The sequence below is a fragment of the Succiniclasticum sp. genome (genome assembly GCF_056977735.1).
The window spans coordinates 116143-136512 of sequence record NZ_DBMCWA010000001.1; the positions used below are offsets into that span (position 1 = coordinate 116143).

General features: G+C 49.7%; 17 protein-coding genes. 16 read left to right on the plus strand and 1 reads right to left on the minus strand.

The window, feature by feature from the left end; translation table 11 throughout:
* The first annotated feature begins 35 nt into the window (after positions 1-35).
* The 7 genes from holA to ACZOWY_RS00530 all read left to right on the plus strand — a co-directional run bounded on the left by holA (position 36) and on the right by ACZOWY_RS00530 (position 7448).
* Positions 36-1136 (plus strand): DNA polymerase III subunit delta, encoded by a 1101-nt coding sequence (gene holA / locus ACZOWY_RS00500; RefSeq protein ID WP_484391460.1) that lies wholly within the window; start codon positions 36-38, stop codon positions 1134-1136.
* 215 nt (positions 1137-1351) lie between these two features.
* Complete coding sequence (locus ACZOWY_RS00505; RefSeq protein ID WP_484391462.1) at positions 1352-3256, plus strand: type I glutamate--ammonia ligase; 1905 nt, start codon at positions 1352-1354, stop codon at positions 3254-3256.
* A gap of 228 nt (positions 3257-3484) precedes the next feature.
* Positions 3485-4624 (plus strand): acyl-CoA dehydrogenase family protein, encoded by a 1140-nt coding sequence (locus tag ACZOWY_RS00510; RefSeq protein WP_484391467.1) that lies wholly within the window; start codon positions 3485-3487, stop codon positions 4622-4624.
* 120 nt (positions 4625-4744) lie between these two features.
* A complete protein-coding gene (gene lspA, locus ACZOWY_RS00515) occupies positions 4745-5188 on the plus strand; it encodes a signal peptidase II (RefSeq protein ID WP_484391472.1) in 444 nt (147 codons plus the stop codon).
* A gap of 83 nt (positions 5189-5271) precedes the next feature.
* Positions 5272-6183: an RluA family pseudouridine synthase gene (locus tag ACZOWY_RS00520; protein ID WP_484391886.1), complete on the plus strand. Its 912-nt coding sequence runs from the start codon at positions 5272-5274 to the stop codon at positions 6181-6183.
* A 123-nt stretch (positions 6184-6306) separates the two neighbouring features.
* Positions 6307-6858 (plus strand): bifunctional pyr operon transcriptional regulator/uracil phosphoribosyltransferase PyrR, encoded by a 552-nt coding sequence (pyrR, locus tag ACZOWY_RS00525; protein ID WP_484391476.1) that lies wholly within the window; start codon positions 6307-6309, stop codon positions 6856-6858.
* A 134-nt stretch (positions 6859-6992) separates the two neighbouring features.
* The gene (locus tag ACZOWY_RS00530; RefSeq protein WP_484391480.1) at positions 6993-7448 is read left to right on the plus strand and encodes a hypothetical protein; all 456 of its coding nucleotides are present in this window, start codon (positions 6993-6995) and stop codon (positions 7446-7448) included.
* A 129-nt stretch (positions 7449-7577) separates the two neighbouring features.
* Here ACZOWY_RS00530 and ACZOWY_RS00535 read toward each other — a convergent pair whose 3' ends face one another.
* Positions 7578-8030 (minus strand): S-adenosylmethionine decarboxylase family protein, encoded by a 453-nt coding sequence (locus ACZOWY_RS00535; RefSeq protein ID WP_484391483.1) that lies wholly within the window; start codon positions 8028-8030, stop codon positions 7578-7580.
* 202 nt (positions 8031-8232) lie between these two features.
* Between ACZOWY_RS00535 and recD2 the strand changes: the two genes are divergently transcribed.
* From recD2 to ispD, 9 genes are all read left to right on the plus strand, one after another.
* Positions 8233-10383 (plus strand): SF1B family DNA helicase RecD2, encoded by a 2151-nt coding sequence (gene recD2 / locus ACZOWY_RS00540; RefSeq protein ID WP_484391487.1) that lies wholly within the window; start codon positions 8233-8235, stop codon positions 10381-10383.
* Between the two features lie 168 nt (positions 10384-10551).
* Positions 10552-11160 (plus strand): ComF family protein, encoded by a 609-nt coding sequence (locus ACZOWY_RS00545; RefSeq protein WP_484391491.1) that lies wholly within the window; start codon positions 10552-10554, stop codon positions 11158-11160.
* A gap of 57 nt (positions 11161-11217) precedes the next feature.
* Positions 11218-12660 carry a glucose-6-phosphate isomerase gene (locus ACZOWY_RS00550; RefSeq protein ID WP_484391494.1) on the plus strand — a complete coding sequence of 481 codons (1443 nt, stop codon included), beginning with the start codon at positions 11218-11220 and terminating at the stop codon, positions 12658-12660.
* Positions 12661-13130: 470 nt separating this feature from the next.
* Positions 13131-13538, plus strand: a complete 408-nt coding sequence (locus tag ACZOWY_RS00555; protein ID WP_484391496.1) for a CtsR family transcriptional regulator — start codon at positions 13131-13133, stop codon at positions 13536-13538.
* A gap of 61 nt (positions 13539-13599) precedes the next feature.
* Entirely contained in the window at positions 13600-16170 is a 2571-nt protein-coding gene (locus ACZOWY_RS00560; RefSeq protein WP_484391499.1) for an ATP-dependent Clp protease ATP-binding subunit, read from the plus strand.
* Positions 16163-17527 (plus strand): DNA repair protein RadA, encoded by a 1365-nt coding sequence (gene radA, locus ACZOWY_RS00565; protein WP_484391503.1) that lies wholly within the window; start codon positions 16163-16165, stop codon positions 17525-17527. The genes ACZOWY_RS00560 and radA overlap by 8 nt, the downstream gene beginning before the upstream one ends.
* Positions 17528-17693: 166 nt before the next feature.
* Positions 17694-18182, plus strand: coding sequence for a CarD family transcriptional regulator (locus ACZOWY_RS00570; RefSeq protein WP_484391507.1), 489 nt, complete (start codon positions 17694-17696; stop codon positions 18180-18182).
* Between the two features lie 188 nt (positions 18183-18370).
* Positions 18371-19573: a PIN/TRAM domain-containing protein gene (locus ACZOWY_RS00575; protein WP_484391511.1), complete on the plus strand. Its 1203-nt coding sequence runs from the start codon at positions 18371-18373 to the stop codon at positions 19571-19573.
* Positions 19570-20286, plus strand: coding sequence for a 2-C-methyl-D-erythritol 4-phosphate cytidylyltransferase (gene ispD / locus ACZOWY_RS00580; protein ID WP_484391515.1), 717 nt, complete (start codon positions 19570-19572; stop codon positions 20284-20286). The genes ACZOWY_RS00575 and ispD overlap by 4 nt, the downstream gene beginning before the upstream one ends.
* Positions 20287-20370: the final 84 nt, after the last annotated feature.

Genomic DNA, 20370 nt, shown 5'->3' on the forward strand with positions numbered 1-20370 from the left:
ATAATAAAACATATTATTCATTGGAGAATTGCACCATGAAACCAAAATCCTCCGGCCTGGCCCCGGACGTATTTATAAAACAAATTGAAAACGGAACCATTCCCAACGTGGTCTGCATCGTGGGGGAAGAACCCTATTACCGCGACCTGGTCCGCCGCACCCTGCTGGACGCCATCTTCACGGATACGCCGCCGGACAGCCGGGATATCACGGTGTTTGAAGAAAAAACGGATATGAAAAAGCTGGACACGCTGATCAACACCTATCCGTTTTTCAGTGGCAGGACGGTCATCCTCGTTACGGATAAAGAGCTGCTGACTCCCAAGGCGGAAGCGGAAGGGAAAAAACCAAAGTCCGGCGGGAAAGGGAAAGCGAAAGAAAAGGCAAAGGAATCGAGCCTGTCCAGGCAGGAACAGTTCCAGAAACTGCTGGGGGATGTGCCGGACTTCTGTACCGTGATCCTGCAGGCGGAAAAGATGGACGGGCGCCAAAAATTTACGAAGTTCTTACAGAAGGAAACGGTGTTTGTGGACTGTTCTCCCGTGGACTCCCGGTATCTGCCGGCCTGGCTGGCCCGGCAGGCAGAACAGCGGGGCGGACGTCTGGACCGGGGCGCGGTGCAGCGCATCCAGGAATATCTGGCGACCGTGGACAATCCGCCCTTGCAGCTGCTGGCGGCAGAGGTGGAAAAGATTGCCGTGTATGCGGGAGACCGGAAAAGCTGGACTGCGGCAGATGTGGATCTGCTGTTCTCCTCATTGCCGGAGATTGGGGTATTTGCTCTATACAATGCCATCACGGCCAAAAATACAGTACTGGCGTTGCAGCTGCTGGCAGAGGAACAAAAGAAAAATACGTATATGCCTCTGTTAGCGGCCAAACTGCTGACCCATCTGCGCAGCATACTGATGGTAAAGGAAGGGGAACGGCTGGGGCGTTCCGCCAGTCAGATCGCGGCGGAATCCCACAAGGCGCCATTTCTGATTTCCATGTGGCAGAAAGAAGGAGCCCGGTTCAGCGAGACCCGTCTGCGCAACGGTATTCAGGCGCTGGATACGATGGTGGAAGAAATCAGCCTGGGGGGACGGCAGTATGACCGTCTGGAAGAAATTATTGCCATATTGTGCGCGGGATGAGTTTGCGGCCGGTCTGTTTTGTTCTGCTTCAAAAGCTGTTTTTGGAAATAATTGCGAACTTTGAAACAGAGTAGGCCCGGTAAAAATGTATACACAGCTTTGCCGCCGGCTTTTATAGACATTTATGAATGTATTTGATAAAATAAATTATATTGTGAATTTTATTGTTTTATCAGACAGCACAAAGGGGGGAAGCGGCTTACAGCCGGAATTTCATGGGAAAAAATGAATTGCTTTATGTGATTAAACCTTCACAACAGACAAAAGAAACCTTACTGCAGTTATTGGCCGACCATAAAGAGGTACAGTTTGTTTCCCTGATGGGCGTGGACCTGGCAGGAAACGATACGGACGAAAAGATCCCGGTCAATATTTTTTTGCATGACATTGATAAATTCCTCACCGGCAGCGCTGCCCAAACAGACGGTTCCTCCGTGGTGCTGCCCGGCATCGCCACCCTGAACGATGCCCGTGTGGATATGGAAGTGGACCGGGATGTAAACTGGTACGTGGATTACAACTACGAACATTTTGATGAAAAGGGACGCATGGTAGGCACGCTCCGCATGCCCTGCTTCCTGACCCATAACGGGGACTATGTGGATTCTCGTTCTATTTTGAAGAAGTCCCTGCAGTATGTGGAAACTGAACTGCTGGCCCTGATGAAAAAATATCCGCATATCCCGGGGCTGGAGAATATTGATGTAAACGAGATCGACCATCTGATTTTCACTACGGCTACCGAATTGGAATTCTGGGTGAAATCGCCCCGTGAAAATTCTCCCATCGAAGCTTTATCTTCCTCCCAGGTGATGCAGGAGATGTACTGGCAGCGTACCCGGGGCAACGTGCGTACGGCACTGGAACAGACCATTGAGATGCTGGAACTGTACGGACTGGAACCGGAAATGGGACATAAAGAATGCGGCGGCGTCAAAGGCCAGATCGATTCCTCCGGCCATATGACCCATATCAACGAACAGATGGAAGTGGACTGGAAATATAATGTGGGCCTGCAGACGGCCGACAATGAAATACTGGCCCGCATCGTCGTCAAGGAAGTGTTCCGCCAGAACGGTCTGGACATTTCCTTCCAGGCGAAACCGATCCCCGGCGTGGCCGGCAGCGGCGAACATACCCATGTGGGCATTGCGGCCAAACTGAAAAACGGCAAGGTGGTCAATCTGTTTGCCCCGGCGGATATGCATAAGGATTTCCTGTCCGCGGTAGGGTATGGCGCTGTGATGGGCATTATGAAGAACTATGAAGCCATCAATCCCTTCATCTCTGCCACCACAGATGCCTTTAACCGGCTGAAACCGGGCTTTGAGGCGCCGGTGTGCATCGTGACGTCCCTGGGCCTTGCCCCGGACATCCCGTCCCGGAACCGTACCATCCTGGCCGGCCTGATCCGCGATCTGGACAATCCGCTGGCGACCCGCATCGAGATGCGTTCCCCGAACCCCTATACCAATACCTATATCGCCATCGCGGCGTTCTATCTGGGCGCCCTGGACGGCATCAAAGCCTGTGTGACCAGTAAGAAATCCCTGGCCCAGCTGGAAAAGGAAATTTCCAAAAAGGCCGGACAGAAGGGCTTCTATCTGGAAAAAGACAGGGAATACCGTACCGAAGCCGATGTGTTTGAAGACTTTACGGCGGAAGAACGTGCCAAGCTCTTTGGCGAGCCGCCTGCTACCGTGTGGGAAAATATCCGGAACTGGGAAAAATATCCGGAAAAGAAGAAGGTTATCATGGAAGGCGGCATCTTCGACGAAGCAGTGATCCGTTCCTTCGCGGAAGGCGCTATGATCCGCTGGAAGACGGAACTGCTGAACCGGCTGATTCCGGAAGTCCGGGCCGATGTGGTGGCTGCGAAAAAACTGCATGATGCCGGAAACGGAACCGCGTATGATAATGCTGTATGGAAAAAGATACAGGCCGTGCGTAATAAACTGGCGAAAGATTCCGCAAAAGAGACAAGCACGTTTACGGAAATTAAAAATGCCATAGAGGCCGGGGATTACGATGCGGTATCCGCGAAATTCCAGGAGATGCAGAAACTGAAAGACGAACTCTATGGGTTGTATCACGATTACAGACAGAACATCATTGATTAAAAGCGGTGATCCTTCAAGTGAATTCATGGTAATCACCGGAACAGGACCCGGAAATGGTGCGTTTTGCCGTTGAGACCTGTTTGTATTGTGAACTTTGTGAAATTTTCTTCAGAGGGTTGTTGTATTATAAGTAGACATGTGGTAAAATACAACAAGTGTTGACTGGACGTTCAGTTTTGAGATAATTTTATTTATAAAAAAATAGACACCGTATTTAGGAGGATGACAATGAATTTTGGATTTACGGAAGAACAGCTCGAATTGCAGGAAATGGTGCGCGAGTTTGTTGAAAAGGAAATAACCCCTATCGCAGGTGAGATGGATGCGGAAAACGCGACCCGTCCGGAACTGTTTAAGATGGCTGCTGACATGGGGCTGCTGAATGTTATCGTTCCTGAAGAATACGGTGGACTGGGTCTGGACAGTGTGACCGTTGCCATGATGTATGAAGAACTGGGCAAGGGCTGCGCCGGCGTAGCGACTTCTATGGCGGCTAATGCGCTGGCTACGGCTCCGGTTCTGATTGCAGGTAACGATGAACAGAAACGCATGTGGTGCGATATCCTGAACGAAGGCGGCCTGGCTGCTTTCGCCCTGACGGAACCGGGCGCCGGCTCCGATGCAGGCGGTGTTTCCACCCGTGCCGTACATAACAAAGAGGACAAGACCTATACCTTAAACGGTACCAAGGCTTTTATTACCAACGGCGGTATTGCGGATATTTACCTGATTTTTGCCAACACCCGTAAAGACGGCGGTATCCGCGGTCTGACCGCGTTTATCGTACCGAAGGGAACCCCCGGTTTCAAAGTGGGCCGTAAAGAGGATAAGATGGGTATCCGTCCTTCCAATACCTGTGAACTGATTCTGGATAACGTTGTGATCCCGGAATCAAACCGGGTAGGCCGGGAAGGCCAGGGATTCCGGATTGCCATGCAGACGCTGGATTCCGCCCGTCCGTTCGTGGGCGCGGTTTCCGTAGGCCTGGCTCAGGCTGCTCTGGATGTTGCGGTTGCCTATGCCAAAGAGCGCAAACAGTTTGGCCAGCCCATTGCTTCTTTTGAAATGATCCAGGAAATGGTTGCGGACATGGCTATGAAGATCGATGCGGCCCGCCTGCTGGTGTACCGTGCCTGCGCTATGCGTGACGAAGGTGTTGTATTCACCAAGGAAGCTGCCATGGCCAAATGCTTTGCGGCGGATACTGCGATGGAAGTTACCACCAATGCCGTACAGATCATGGGTGGTTACGGTTACTCCAAGGAAAATCCGGCGGAAAAACGCATGCGTGATGCCAAGATCATGCAGATTTATGAAGGCACCAACCAGATCCAGCGGCTGGTCATCGCCAACAAAGTTATGTACTGATTTATGCGAAGCTGCCCCGTTGCCTGCTGACAGGCAGCGGGGTTTTTGTTATAATACTGTATAAGGATCTGTTGCGGAAACCCTTCGCAGCAGTTTCTGAAAAGAGTTCTGGGAGCCGCTATGATTATATTATGGTTATCGCTGCTGGTGCTGTTCCTGGACCGGGTCACCAAGCTGGCTGTTGTTTCAAAAATGGCGGAAGGAGAAAGCTTTCCGGTTTTTGAAAATATTTTTCATGTAACATATGTTTTGAACCCGGGCGCCGCGTTTGGCATGCTGCCTCATAACCGTGCTTTTTTTCTGGTAATCGGTGTTGCGGCAGTTGCTGTCATCTGGTGGATGCGGAAAGATATACTGGCTGAAGGGTGGCGGATACGGAGCGGAACCGCATTGTTTCTGGGAGGTACCCTGGGAAACTTGTGGGACAGGATACAGACAGGGCTGGTCATCGATTTTTTTGATTTTCGTATCTGGCCGGTGTTTAACGTGGCGGATATTGCCATATGCGCAGGAGTAGGACTGATTTTATGGGGAATGGTACAGAACGGATTTCTGGACAATTAAATGAAACGGAGGCTCCGGTTGCTGACGGTGTCTGGAATGACACAGGGGAGGAGCCGGATGTTGCCGCGCAGGATGCGGAAGATCTGCGGGAAGTGACTGCAGACGCAGCGGACTCCGGAAAACGGGCGGATGTGTTTTTTGCCGAAGTCCTGGAAAGTACCCGCTCCCATGTCCGGATTTTGCTGGATGAAGGCCGTGTTTCCAAAGGGAGAAAAACGCTTAAGCCGAATTACCGGATCAAAGCGGGCGAAATGTTCCAGATCACATTGCCCAGGCCTATTCCCCTGGAAGCTGAACCGGAAAATATTCTGCTGGACATCCTTTATGAAGATGACGACGTAATCGTGCTGAATAAGCCCAGGGGTATGGTGGTGCATCCGGCGCCGGGACATTATACAGGCACCCTGGTCAATGCGTTACTGTTCCACTGTAAGAACCTGTCGGGAATCAACGGGGTGATTCGGCCCGGCATTGTCCACCGGCTGGATAAAGATACCAGCGGAATTATGATCGTTGCCAAAAATGACGAGGCGCATGTATCTCTTTCAAAACAGATCCAGGATAAAACGGCAAAGCGTACCTATCTGTGTGTGGTCAGAGGGAATATAAAAACGGATTCCGGTGAGATAAAAACCCGGATGGACAGGGATAAAAATGACCGGAAACGGATGGCGGTTGTGGCAGAAGGCGGTCGCGAGGCCATTACGGGATATGAGGTGCTGGAACGGTTTGGACGGTTTACTGTGGTCAGGTGCAGTTTAAAGACCGGGCGCACCCATCAGATCCGTCTGCATATGGAGTATCTGGGTTACCCGTTGGTGGGCGATCCCAAATATTCCCCTATGAAAACGCCGTTTTCCATAAAAGGGCAGGCGCTGCATTCCCAGACCCTGGATTTTATCCATCCGCGGACAGGGAAACCGATGCATTTTGAAGCGCCCCTGCCGGAGGATCTGCAAAAAATTATAACCCGTCTGCATAACGGACAGTTTTGACAGCAGGGCGTGACGCATGTTTCGCTCTGTGCTGTAATTTAATTAAGGATTTACAGAATGTTTTTTTTTAAATGACTATGAAAAGACAAAAATTTGGGTTAATATAAATATGAGGTGAAAACTATGAAGAGTATTATTAAAAAAACTTCGATTATGGATGCGGACGGCATCCGCCGTGCATTGATCCGTATCGCTCATGAAATTACGGAAAAGAACAGGGGCGTGGAGAATGTCGCTCTGGTTGGCATCCGTACACGGGGCGTACCGTTGGCAGCCAGGATTGCGGATGAGATTGAGAAGATTGAGAATGTTAAGGTGCCCACCGGTTCACTGGATATTACCCTGTACCGTGATGACCTCACTACGATGGGGTATAACCCGGTAATCCACGGGACGGAAATTGATTTTGATATTACAGGCAAACATATTATTCTGGTGGATGACGTGCTTTATACCGGACGTACGATCCGTGCTGCCCTGGATGCCATTATTGATATGGGCAGGCCCAATTCGATCCAGCTGGCCGTTCTCATTGACCGCGGACACCGGGAACTGCCGATCCGTGCCGATTACGCGGGGAAGAATGTTCCGACTTCCCGCCGTGAGACCATTGAAGTGGCGTTGCAGGAAGAAGGGAAAGAGGACGAGGTTATTTTAGGCGAGATTGCCGAATAATCGCAGGAGTTTTCATATATTTCATAAAGTTTTGCCGGTTCTGTGTTATAATACGTGTTGCAGGTTTTTGTCATGAAGAACGGAAACTGTTTGCCGGCATTCTGTAAAAAGTTTATTTTTGGGGAGGTTTTCTCATGAAAAAAAGATCGTTGCTGTTATTAAGTTTATTAACTGTATTTCTTGTGTCGCTGTCAATGGTTGCCTTCGCTGCGTCCAAGGACGAAAACCCTTATAAAAACCGTTATGTAAAAGCGGCTCAGGAAATCCGTAAACAGGGGACGGCAAAAATAGTCTTTCAGTTTATGACACGGGAAAATGTGCCTTTACCGGGAGTTATTATGCTGTACAATACTACGAAAGAAAGAGGACTGGAAGGTGTAGCGGATGAGAAGGGCATCGTCCAGTTTGATGTAAAGAATTCGGAGCTGTATTATATCCATCATGTAATTTACGATAAAAAGATTTTGCCGGTGCAGGGGAGCGCCCAGGTCAATAATATTGACAAGCTGGACGTGCGTAAAGGTACCGTTTTATGGAACGTTATCGTAAAATATGGGGACCAGGCGTTTATGAGTTACCGCGGTAATTAAGGAGACACAGACAAATTAATCGGTGTTTTCTTAATATAAAAAGCCTGTAGCTGGGATAAAAAAATCAGAGCCGGACACTGCTGTCCGGCTCTGTTGCATTATAGTTATATCAGATTGTTAAAGAAAAAATCATAACGATTTCGGCTTGATCAAAAGTTTGCCAAACCGTTTGGTCATGTTGCGCATTTGGGTGATTTTACGGGATTTGTTCCGGTGCCGCGGTTTCATGTCTGCTTTTTTACCGAAATCGCCCCGGTCAACATACGTAAGCTTCATTTTGTCAGGGGAAAGGAACCGGCAAAGCTCACGCACCAGTTTTTCCGGATCGGCCTCTTCGCTGCAGGAAAAACCGTCAATAGATACAAATCCTTTCTCGTAATTTACATGTAAAATAATATGACCGGCCTTACAAATACTGTAAATACCGTAATTGGATTCATCTTCCTGTTCTGTCCGTATGCTTTGCATATACATATGGGCAGCTTTAGCAAATTCTTCCAACACGCTTTTTAATGCACTCTGTGCCAGTGCGTCTTCCGCACAGCCGTACAGATCGGCGGCAACCAACAATCCTGTTTTCAAAATAAGTCTCCTTTTTAAAACTGCCGACAGGGATATACCTGTCCGTTCCGTGTTTTCTACCACTTTTGAAGTAGTCTGATTTGCAGGTTTATTATAACAGAGGCAGACAAGGTTGTCAAAAGGCCGGACTTACTGGGAAATGAGTCTGTTGAAATTTGTGATATAATAGTGTCAGCCATAATAAACAATGCTGAGGGATCGCATGGAAAAAATTGAAGGAACCGTTGAAACAATTGTATTTCAAAGTGATAATCAACAATTTTCTGTCTTCCGAATCCGGAGCGCTGCCCTGGGTCTTGTTACAGCTGTCTACAGGGGCCCGTCTCCGTTCCTGGGGGAAACCGTGCAGGCATCCGGCAACTGGACACAGCATCCGCGCTTTGGCCGTCAGTTTGTGATGGCCGGTTATCAGTCGGTTAAGCCGAATTCGGCCGAGGGCGTTGAACGTTTTCTGGCCAGCGGAGCCGTAAAAGGAATCGGTAAAGCGATGGCTGCCCGCATCGTGGAACATTTTGGAAGGGATACGCTGGAAATACTCGGGAAAGCGCCGGAGCGTCTGGCGGAAATTTCCGGTATCGGTGCGAAAAAAGCAAAAAGTATCGGAGAAGCCTACCACGCAATTTCTGATTTACGGGAGATTATGCTTTTTTTGGAAGAGCATGGGGTAAGCGGAAATTATGCAGCTAAATTGCAGCTGGCCTACGGGGATACGGCGATTACCCGGATCAAAGCGAATCCGTACCGGCTGATCATGGATATTGATGGGATCGGATTTAAAACAGCGGACCGGATCGGCCTGTCACTGGGATTTGAACCGTCTTCGGAAGAACGGATCCGGGCAGGCATCGGTTATGCGCTGACACTGGCTGCGTCCGGCGGCCACACCTGTGTGCCGGAAGAAGAACTGTTGCGGTATACAGGACAGATTTTGCAGGTTGGGTACGCGGATGTGGAAACGGTTTTCCGGAAAATGATTGCCAACGACCTGCTCCGGACGGAAGACTGGGGCGGACAGCGATTCATTTACCCGGAATACCTGTACCGTTCGGAAACCGGTACAGCCCGTATGCTCCGTGCGTTGCGTGACAATCCGGACAGTCTGGGCAAAGTGAATGTGGAAAAAATAATCACAGAATGGGAAGCGGAAGCCGGGATTGAACTGGCAGATGCCCAAAAGGAGGCCATCCGTTCTTCCTTAAAATTTGGTGTCTTTGCGCTGACCGGCGGTCCCGGTACCGGCAAGACTACTATTATAAAAGGCATTCTTTCGGTATTGAAACGGGCCGGCTGTACGGTATTACTGGCAGCGCCCACCGGCCGGGCTGCCCGGCGGCTGGAAATGGCGGCAGGGGAAAAGGCGCAGACGGTACACCGCCTGCTGGAATATACGGTGACGGGGGAATTTGGCAAGAATGCGGAGGACTTGCTGGAAGCACAGGCAGTGATTGTGGACGAGGCCTCCATGCTGGATATTTCGCTGTTTTATCACCTGCTGGATGCACTGCCTCTGGGCTGCAGACTGATACTGGTAGGAGATGTGGACCAGCTGCCTTCTGTAGGGCCCGGGTCCGTTCTTAAGGATATCATCCAATGCGGTAAGATGCCGGTGGTCCGGCTGCATGAGGTATTCCGTCAGGCTGAAGTCAGCCCGATCGTACGGAATGCACACCGCATCAACCGCGGCATGCTTCCGGAATGTGTGCCGGAAAGTGATTTTTCCCTGACAGAGTTTACGGATGAAGAACAGGCGGCGGCGTATATTACAGATTTGTATGCCGGTGAAACGGAAACGGGTGGATGGCAGTTCCTGCAGATTTTGTCTCCGATGCATAAAGGCGCCTGTGGTGTGCAGAACCTGAACAAACTGCTGCAGGCCCGTGTCAATCCGCCGGCTTCCGGGAAAGAAGAGATCCAGCAGCCAGGCGGTGTAGTCCTCCGTCTGGGGGACAAGGTGATGCAGATCCGCAACAATTATGAGAAGGACGTGTATAACGGCGATATCGGTCAGGTAGTGCATATTGCGGGGAAAACGGTCAGGGTCTGCTATCCGGAACGTGCTGACGGGGAATACGTAACGTATGAAGAAGGGGAGACAGATGAACTGCAGCTGGCCTATGCCATGAGCGTGCACAAGTCCCAGGGAAGCGAGTATTCCCGGATCGTACTGGCGCTGGTGCCCGGTCATTACATCATGCTGCAGCGGAACCTGCTGTATACGGCAGTGACGCGGGCCCGGGAAAAGGTCATGCTTGTAGGGACGAAAGCTGCCTTACAGACGGCTGTTGCCAATGACCGCACCCGCCGCCGGTATTCCCTGTTAAAGGAACGGCTGCAGGAGAATGGAGAGTTGTAAGGAAGGAGGGAGAACAGACTGTTTCTGGAGCTAATAAAAGAATTTATATTTCCGCGTTGCTGTGCAGGCTGTGGAACGGAAATCGAAACAGGTTTTCTGTGCAGTGAATGCAGGAAAGGGCTTTTACAGATGAAATTGTTTCCGCCTGTTGACAGTCTGGACGGCGGAATGTTTCTTTTCACTTATGAAAATCATATAAGGGATGCCATTCATAAAATCAAATTTGCCCATAATAAAGACCTGGCCGGTCTGTTATCCGAAGATGTGGAAAATCTTTTTTCAGACGGTCGCATACTGAAAACGCTTACAAAATTTATTTCAGAGGCAGGAGTATCCTGTTCCTGTGCAGAAAAAGAATATAAAGATAAAATAATAATTCAGACAGCAGAACAAAAACGGAGTGACCGTGAAGGAAATAGCATATGGCTCTGGAGCGGAATACCGACAGACCCGGTCCGGCTGCGGGAGCGCGGATTTGATTTGCCTGCAGAACTATTTTCCGAAAGAGCGCAGGAGTTTGGAGGGAAATGGGGGCAGATTCTATGCCGTACACGGAGAACGCTGCCGATGTATGGGTTATCTCCGGAAGAACGAAGACGGAATCTGCAGAATTGTTTTGCGGTGACGGGAAATGTCCGTGGTAAATCTGTCATGCTGGTGGATGACATTTTTACGACGGGCGCCACATTTTCGGCAGCTGCATCTGTATTGAAAGAGGCAGGTGCTGTAACAGTTACCGGGTTGGCGTTTTGTGGTTCGGTCGAAAATTTACGTTAAAGAATAATCATATCTGGAATAATGATAAATTGTCTGAAAGAATTGGAGGGAGAGAGGATGGATTTGACTGGTAGTATCGGAATCAGGGATGGATTCCAGTTCCAGTATCGGTATCTGGTGGGAGAAGGCCGGGTTACCGAAGAAGCGCTGCAGGCATTGCAGCCTGCCATGGACAAGGCGGCGAAGGCGGTCCGGGCCATACGCAGCGAAGGCTTTTCCAAAGCGCACCTGTCCAAAGACGGAACACCAGAGCATGTGTATTTTCCCCGTCAGGCCTATCTGGCAGAAGGCAATCCCAATGACGAGGCATCGGTACGTCGTCTGGAAGAATTGGGGGCTTCCTGGAAAGATACGGTAGATGCAGCCGTATTTATCGGGATCGGCGGTTCGTATTTAGGGGATAAGGTTATTTTTGATCTGGCGGCCAAGCCTTACTGGAACCAGCTTCCCCAAAAAGAACGGAACGGGTATCCGCAAATATATTTTGCAGGCAACAATGTAGACGGAGTTGCTTTACAGGGGCTGATGCGCCAGCTGACCTTACAGGCACAGCATGTTAAACATCCGCTCCATATCCAGCTGGTGCCGATTTCCAAATCAGGTACTACGATGGAACCGCTGACAAGCTTTGCCGCGTTGCTCAACTATATGAAGTCACATCCGGAATGGTTTACCGTAGATGTGACGGCAGTGACTGGCCTGGATGCGAAGGAATCGCTGCTGTACCGGCTGGCGCAGGAAAACAACTGGCCGGCTTACAGCATTCCGGAAGGAATCGGCGGGCGTTTCTGTATCTTAAGCAATCCGGGTCTCTTAATGTGTGCCGCGTTAGGATATGATATCCGCGCGTTGCTGGATGGTGCCCGGGAAATGTCCGAACTGTGCCTTGCCACAGAGGGCACGGATAACCCGGCATTGCTGAACGCGTCTCTGAAATATCTGGCGGCGGAAAAGCTGGGAGCGGATATTGAAGTGCTGATGGGGTACGGCGATACGCTCCAGTGCCTGGGAGCCTGGTATGTGCAGTTGCTGGCGGAATCGCTGGGAAAACGGCTGGACCGCAACGGGAAGACTGCGTTTTACGGAAGGACGCCGGTGGTAGCGGTAGGAACGACCGATATGCATTCCATGACCCAGCAGCATCAGGACGGGAAGCGCAATAAAGTGATCCAGTTTTTGGAAGTTGCCAAACCGGCGGAAAGCATTACCGTAACGAATCCGTTCCCGCAGGAAAAAGCATTTGCGCTGTATGCGGGGAAGGAAATGAATGTACTGTTGCAGGCTGCGCTGAAGGCCAACGAAACGGCCCTGACGGAAGACGGACGGTTGAACGCCCGTTATGTACTGCCAGAACTGGCACCCCGTTATGTGGGACAGCTGCTCATGTTCCTGATGTACAGCATCGCGTACGAAGGCGAATTGGCGGACGTTGATGCTTACGACCAGCCCGGAGTGGAAGCTTACAAGCGCATCATGAAAGCGGAGCTTGCCAAAGCATAAATTAGAATATAGAACAAAGGACTTGATACACAAGTTATATTGTAAAAGATAAGTTGAAATAACCAGCAGGGAGAAGAACTGCGCAAAACGTCGTGAGCGTTTGCGTAATTTCATACGATGAAATTCGCCGTTGTGGCGAGACTGTCTGAGGGGCGAAGCCCCGAGTTTCGAAGCCACAGGCGAATGAGTCTATGAAATAGCAAACGGGCACGGTTTTGCAAAGTCTTTCCCCTGCTGGTTTTTTATTTGTCTGTTTTAATCTGTCATTTTTGTAACATTTCATATAGTTCTGCAAAGAGTTTGTGAATTTATGAGGAAGATACTTGCGTAAAGTCAAAAAGTCAAATATAATATCATATATAACAATATACTGGGAATTTGATTATAAAGATTTTTTTTGGACGGAAAAAGTATTTGTTACCCTGTGCCAGAAATGCAAACAGGCAGTAAATCAGAAAGCAGGTTAAATTATGAAAAACATGGCAGACGCGATAGAAAGCTTTATTGTAGGACAATTACTGGCAGCGAGCAAGAATACAGTATTGGTACAGCGCAATGAACTGGCGGACCGGTTGTCATGTGCGCCGTCCCAGATCAGTTATGTATTGAGCACGCGCTTTACACCGGAAAAAGGTTATCTGGTGGAATCACGCCGTGGCAGCGGAGGCTTTATCCGCATCGTCAGGATATTGCCGGTAGAAGAACAGCAGGAGGAACCGACTGTGGATGAAATCCTGCATTACTGGCATGAAAACCGTATGCTGACCGACAGGGAATTTGAACTGCTGCATTATCTGATGGGAATTATGGATATCCCGGAACGGGAAAAACGCCATGTTCTCCGCCAGGCGGTGCAACGCATGGTGGATGCAGGCTGACAAAAGGAAAACAGAGTGAAGGATCGTGTGCCGGGACAGTGTTTTTCCCGGCAGGGAGGATATGATGTTATGTGAACGGTGTGGCAAACGGGAAGCCACGGTAAATGTAGTCTGTGTAGTCAATGATACCAGGGTCAGTAAATGGCTTTGTGAATCCTGCGCCCGGGAGTTTGCGGCGGAAGGGGTTTTAGCCGGACAAAAAGGAGAAGGAGCCCGCAATATACTGGAAGAAATTTTCAAGCCGTTACGCAGACTGGCAGAAAATAATTATTATGAAGATGCAGCCGGGCAAAAAGATCATTTCTATACCGAGTTAGGGGAAAGGGTCCTGGCAGCTGCGCGCCGTACGGCGAACCAGCGCCAGCAGGAAGAAATCGGCACGGAACATATTTTATGGGCCATGCTGCAGGAACCGGATAGTCAGGCAGCACACCTTTTGCTGCGTTGCGGCGTAGACAAATACACATTGTTAGGGGAATTGGAAACCTGGATGGGGAAAACCGCGGAAGGTGCGAACCCTGTCACCTATACAAAGAATGCGTCAACTGCCCTGCATTACGCCAAATCGTTTTCGGATGCGGACGGTCTGTACCTGATTGGATCAGGGCATATCCTGTTGGGACTTCTGGCAACGGAAGGCTGTGTTGCGTCCCGTGTCCTGGCGCGTTTTAATATTGATATGAACCGTGTGCAGGTCATGATGCATGAAGAATTTATCCAGACTCATTCCCTGCCGGAAAAGAATAAATTCAAATCGCAGGCAAAAAAGGAAAAAGCTGAAGCGGAAATGAAGAAAGCCCTAAAACTGCTGAAAGGATTCGGGCGTAACCTGAATGAACTGGCTGCCCAGGATAAACTGGATCCGATGCTTGGCCGGGAAAGGGAACTGGAGCATGTGATGCGGATCTTATGCCGCCGTACCAAGAATAATCCGGTCCTGATCGGGGAGTCCGGCGTTGGGAAAACGGCAATTGCCGAAGGTCTGGCGCAGCGGATCGCGAACCAGGAAGTACCGGAGTTTTTACGTGATAAAATCATCTTTTCCCTTGAATTGGGCTACGTCGTAGCCGGAGCCAAGTACAGGGGGGAACTGGAAGAACGGCTGCGGAATATTATTGAGGCTGTCAAACACTGCCCCCGTATCATTCTGTTTATGGATGAACTGCAGATGCTGATGAACGGCGGCGACGGTACAATGAATATTGCGAATATCATCAAGCCTGCCCTGGCGAGAGGAGAGCTTCATGTAATCGGCGCTACCACATTGGAAGATTACCGCAAGAGCGTGGAAAAGGATGCGGCATTGGAAAGGCGGTTCCAGCCGGTTCGGATAGACGCGCCGGATACGGAAACCGCACTGAAGATTTTAAGTCGTCTGTGCGGGCGCTACGAACGATATCATCATGTCCATGTGACGGAAGAAGCGCTGGAAGCCGCTGTAAAATTATCAGACCGGTACCTTACGGACAGAAATCTGCCTGACAAAGCAATTGATATATTGGATGAGGCCTGCGCATCCGTCAGGCTGCACAGTACCAGGGATTATTCCGGGGAGACAGGGGATCCGGTGGTGGATTCAGATACGGTACGCCATATTATTTCCCAGTGGACCAATATACCGCTTACCCGGCTGAATGCGGCGGAATCCAGCAGCTTACTGCAGTTGGAAAAGGCCCTTCATGAGCGCATCGTCGGTCAGAATACCGCGGTAAAGGCCGTAGCCCAGGCAGTCCGGCGTGCCCGTGCCGGGTTGAAAGACCCGCGCAGGCCAGTTGGGTCGTTCCTGTTCCTTGGCCCTACAGGTGTTGGCAAAACGGAACTGGCAAAAGCACTGGCAGAAAATCTCTTTGGGGATGAGAGAGCGCTGCTGCGTTTTGACATGAGCGAATATATGGAAAAACATACGGCTTCCCGTCTGGTCGGAGCGCCTCCGGGTTATGTAGGCTATGAGGAGGGGGGACGTCTGACTTCCGCAGTGAAACACCGTCCCTATTCCATCGTACTGCTGGATGAAATTGAAAAAGCCCATCCTGATATCTTTAACCTGCTTCTGCAGATCATGGAAGACGGACGCCTGACTGACGGGCAGGGCGTGACGGTAGATTTCAGAAACTGTGTGATCCTGATGACCAGCAATGCCTGTGCGGAGCTGATGAGTGATAAACACAGCCTCGGGTTTGCAGCAGACGCGGACACCGCTGTCAGCAATCAGAAACAGAATGTATTACAGGGAATTAAAGATATTTTCCGTCCGGAGTTTTTAAACCGGCTGGATGAGATCGTAGTCTTTGACCCGCTGGGCAAGAAAGAACTGGCACTGATCGTGGACAGAATGCTGGATGAACTAAGGAAACGGCTGCAGGATACCGGGATGAACCTGCGTATGACGGCTGCTGCCAGGGATAAACTGCTGCAGGCCGGGATGGATGTCCGCTATGGGGCCCGTCCGTTGCGCCGGGCTCTGCAAAAAGAAATTGAGGATAAACTGGCCGACCTGTATCTGGAAAGAACCTTTACCGCCGGAGATGAAATTCTGATTGATGTGATGGGCGGGGACTTCAGTTTTTCCCGTCTGAAAGAGGCTGAAACGGAAAACATGATACCGGTACAAGAGGAACAGAATTATGGCTAAAGCAAAGGCAAAAGTCAGTTATGTCTGCCAGAATTGCGGGTATGTGACAGCTTCCTGGCTGGGAAAATGCCCGGAATGCGGAACTTGGAATTCTTTTGCGGAACAGCTGGAAACAAAAGTGAAGGAACAGGGATATGTATCTTTTAATGAAAGCTGTAAGCCTAAGACCATCAGCAGTGTGGCAGCAAAGCCGGTACACCGTATGGAAACGGGTATCCATGAATTTGACAGGGTGTTGGGGGGCGGAATCGTTCCCGGCAGCCTGATCTTACTGAGCGGTGATCCCGGTATCGGGAAATCCACGATTCTTCTGGATGCCGCTATGCGCTTCAGCCAGAAACAGATAAAAGTATTGTATGTATCGGGGGAAGAATCAGAAGAGCAGACGGCTATGCGCGCCAGGCGCCTGGGGAACTGTACTGATGCACTGTTAATCATGACTGCGTCGGAAATCGGCAGTATTCTCCTGCAGGCTGAACATGAAAAGCCGGGTCTGCTGGTCATCGATTCGATCCAGACGATGTATACCGGCGATCTGGAAACAGCGGCCGGCAGCGTGGGGCAGGTGAGGGAGTGTACGGCACGCCTGCTGAAGTACGCCAAAACTTCCGGAACTGCGGTTCTGATTATCGGGCACATGACAAAAGACGGGAATATTGCCGGTCCCCGTTTGCTGGAACATATGGTGGATGTGGTTTTACAGTTTGAGGGCGACCGCAGTTATGCCTACCGTGTGCTGCGCGCGCTGAAAAACCGCTTTGGTTCCACGGAGGAATGCGGTATTTTTTCCATGGAGCAGGGGGGGCTGATAGAAGTTCCCAATCCGGCGGGACTGTTTCTGGAAGCGAGGGAGCAGGAAGTGACCGGTGCGGTGATTGGCGGCTGTCTGGAAGGAAACCGGCCTGTCATGGTAGAGTTCCAGGCGCTGGCGGCCCGTACCCCATACGGAATGCCCCGCCGGACTGCTGTCGGATTTGACTATAACCGGGTCAACATGCTGATAGCTATACTGGAACGGCGGATGGGACTGGATTTTGGCACCTATGACGCCTATGTGAATGTGGTAGGCGGTATCAGGGTAAATGAACCGGCGGCCGACCTTCCTGTGCTGGCGGCTCTGTTTTCCAGTTACCGGAACCGTCCGGTTTCTGCCGGAACGGTAATTTTCGGAGAAGTTGGACTTACCGGGGAAGTGCGGCGCGTGCCTGCCATGGAACGCCGTATTGCCGATGCGGCAAAGCTGGGCTTTGTGAAGTTTGTAGTGCCTGATGCCAGGCTGCATATGCCGGCGGATTTTAAAGGAAAAATAATCAGGGTAAAAAGCGTTGAAGAGGCGATACGCGCCATGCTTGAATAATTTTTGCACTCTAAAGTAAAATAGTGTTGACAGTATACAGACACTGATGTATAATAAAAAACTTTGACGGCTGTAAAAAATCATGCTATAATGTATATGTATTCAATATGCTTTGATACACGAAAGTATTTATAGCATTTCCCGGTGTTCTGTATGGAGGTTGCCAATGTTCTCAATTGGTGACAAAGTAGTATATCCGATGCACGGTGCGGGGCAGATAGAAGCCATAGAAGAGCGGATGTACGAAGAGCAGCCAACAAAATATTTAGTGCTTACCATGTTCCTGGGTAATATGAAAGTGCGTATTCCCGTCTGTAATCTGGAAAAGGTTGGCTTGCGCCCGATTATTCCTCAAAAAAAGATGAAAGAAATTAAAAAGGTACTGGAAACGGAAGTGGCCAATAACCTGAAGAGCATTACATGGAACCGCCGTTTTACCATTTATATTGATAAAATGAAAAGCGGGGATGTTTTGGATTTGGCAGAGGTAATCAGTATCCTGGCGCGTCAGGATAAAGAAAAACGCCTTTCTACGGGAGAGCGCCGCCTGCTGGGGAATGCCCGGCAGATTCTGGCCAGTGAGATAATGATCGTCAGGAACAGCAATATAGAGTCTGCGGAAAAATGGATTGATAAAGCGCTGAATATAGCATGAGCGCCGGCAAAAAATACATTCAGGTCTTCAATTATAATGTCAGAACGGAGATTCTGGCATTTTTTTTGTGAAAAAAACATCTGCATACTGTTATAAAATTGGAATTTGTAGTAAAATATAAAAATAAGTATGATGGAGTAGTATTATCTTTTCATATGTATATGACTTTTGAAGAAAGGAGGATGACCATGCTGCGAAGAATACTCACTGCCGCTATAGCCGTGGTTTTAACTGTCACCGGACTTATACTTATGGAACAGCTGCTTCCGCAAATTTCTATTCTTATCGGCTATAACGTCCATTCCAAAGGGTTGTTGGGTTATTCTTATATTCACTGGTTCTTTGCTATTTTAAGCGTACTGTTTTTCAGCTGGATCGGCTGGATTATTACGCCTTTCCTGATCAAGTATCTTTTGAAGTATTCGGAAATTGTAGCTTCCGTACTTGCCAAAGCACCTTCTGCTGATATCATTGTTTCGCTGATTGGCGTATTGGTGGGTCTGATTCTCGCTAACCTGATCGGCGCCCCGTTTTCGCGTCTCCCGATTATAGGTTCCTATATCCCGATTATTTTAAGTATCGTTTTGGCGTTAACGGGCGCGAAAGTTGCCTTGTACAAAAGCAAAGATATTCTGGGGTTGTTTTACCGTTCCCGGCATCCGGGAACAGATTTTTCCGGTAATGGGGAAGAAACAGAACAGGTTTTGCAGGAAGAGACCGTGGTTGGTACGGATTCTGTGCCTGCTACGCTGGTGTCGTCCAACAAACTTCTGGACACCAGTGTAATCATTGACGGACGCATTGCGGATATTTTGAAAACAGGTTTTTTGGAAGGCAATCTTGTAATTCCCCATTTTGTTCTGGATGAATTGCAGCGTCTTTCGGATTCTTCAGACAATCTGAAGCGCGCAAAAGGCCGGCGGGGACTTGACCTGATCCATGAACTGCAGGAAATGTTCCGTCATGTTGTTATTGTTAAGGATTTGGAATATGAAATATATCAGGATGTTGACAGCAAACTGATTGCCCTTGCAAAGGACACGGGTTCTGTCATTGTAACTAATGATTTTAACCTGAATAAGGTTGCGTCTATTCAGGGAATCCAGGTGCTGAATATCAACGATCTGGCCAATGCGGTGAAACCGGTAGTCATTCCGGGGGAAGAGATGACGGCGTACCTGCTTCGGGAAGGAAAAGAAAGCGGACAGGCAATTGCCTATCTGCAGGACGGCACGATGATCGTCGTAGAAGGTGGCCGCAAATATATTGGAAACAAGATTCGCGTGGCTGTTACTTCTGTGCTGCAGACTTCTGCCGGGCGGATGATTTTTGCAAAGGTACCAAAGAATCACGAAGTGCGTGATGTGCTAGCCGCTGCGGAGGGAAAATGAAAGAGTTGCTGACCGTGATCGTCCCCGCCGCCGGGGCAGGCAGGCGCATGGGGCTGGGTAAAAATAAAGCATTTGTTACAGTCGGTGGGATCCCGTTGCTGGTTCTGTGTCTGAAAATGCTGTCAGAGACACAGTTGGTACGACGTGCCATTGTTGTTGTGGGCGCCGGGGAGATTGAAGATACGGAAAAGATGCTCCGGGAATACCAGCCTGATTATTTTCCCTGGCTTTCCTGTCAGGTTACGGCGGGGGGAAAAGAACGGCAGGATTCGGTTGCCAATGGGCTTGCGCTGATAACCGATGCAGAAGGTTATGTGGCTGTGCATGACGGCGCCCGGCCGTTTGCGGGACCGGCAGTTTTTTCCCGTACTTTTGCAAAAGCAAAAGAATGTGGCGCGGCGATTGCGGCAGTACCCATGAAAGATACGGTAAAGATCACAGATTCCCGCGGCTTTGTTGTTTCCACCCCGGACAGGTCTTCGTTATGCGCCGTGCAGACCCCCCAGATTTTTGAGATCAATGTGTTACGGAGGGGCTATGCGTTTTTAAAAGAGCATCCGTTTGCGGTAACAGATGATGCTTCACTGGTAGAGGCTGTTGGTCATCCGGTGGCGGTAGCGGAAGGAGATTATGAGAATATTAAGGTGACAACGCCGGAGGACCTGCTGTTGGCAGAGAAGATTTTGGAAAAGAATAAAGGCAACACTGCTTAATTCATCTGCTCTGTCAGCAAACAAACTCATTTAAGCTGTGTCTCCTGCAGTGTTTGCTTTTCGTTTAAAGGACTTTGTATAAAT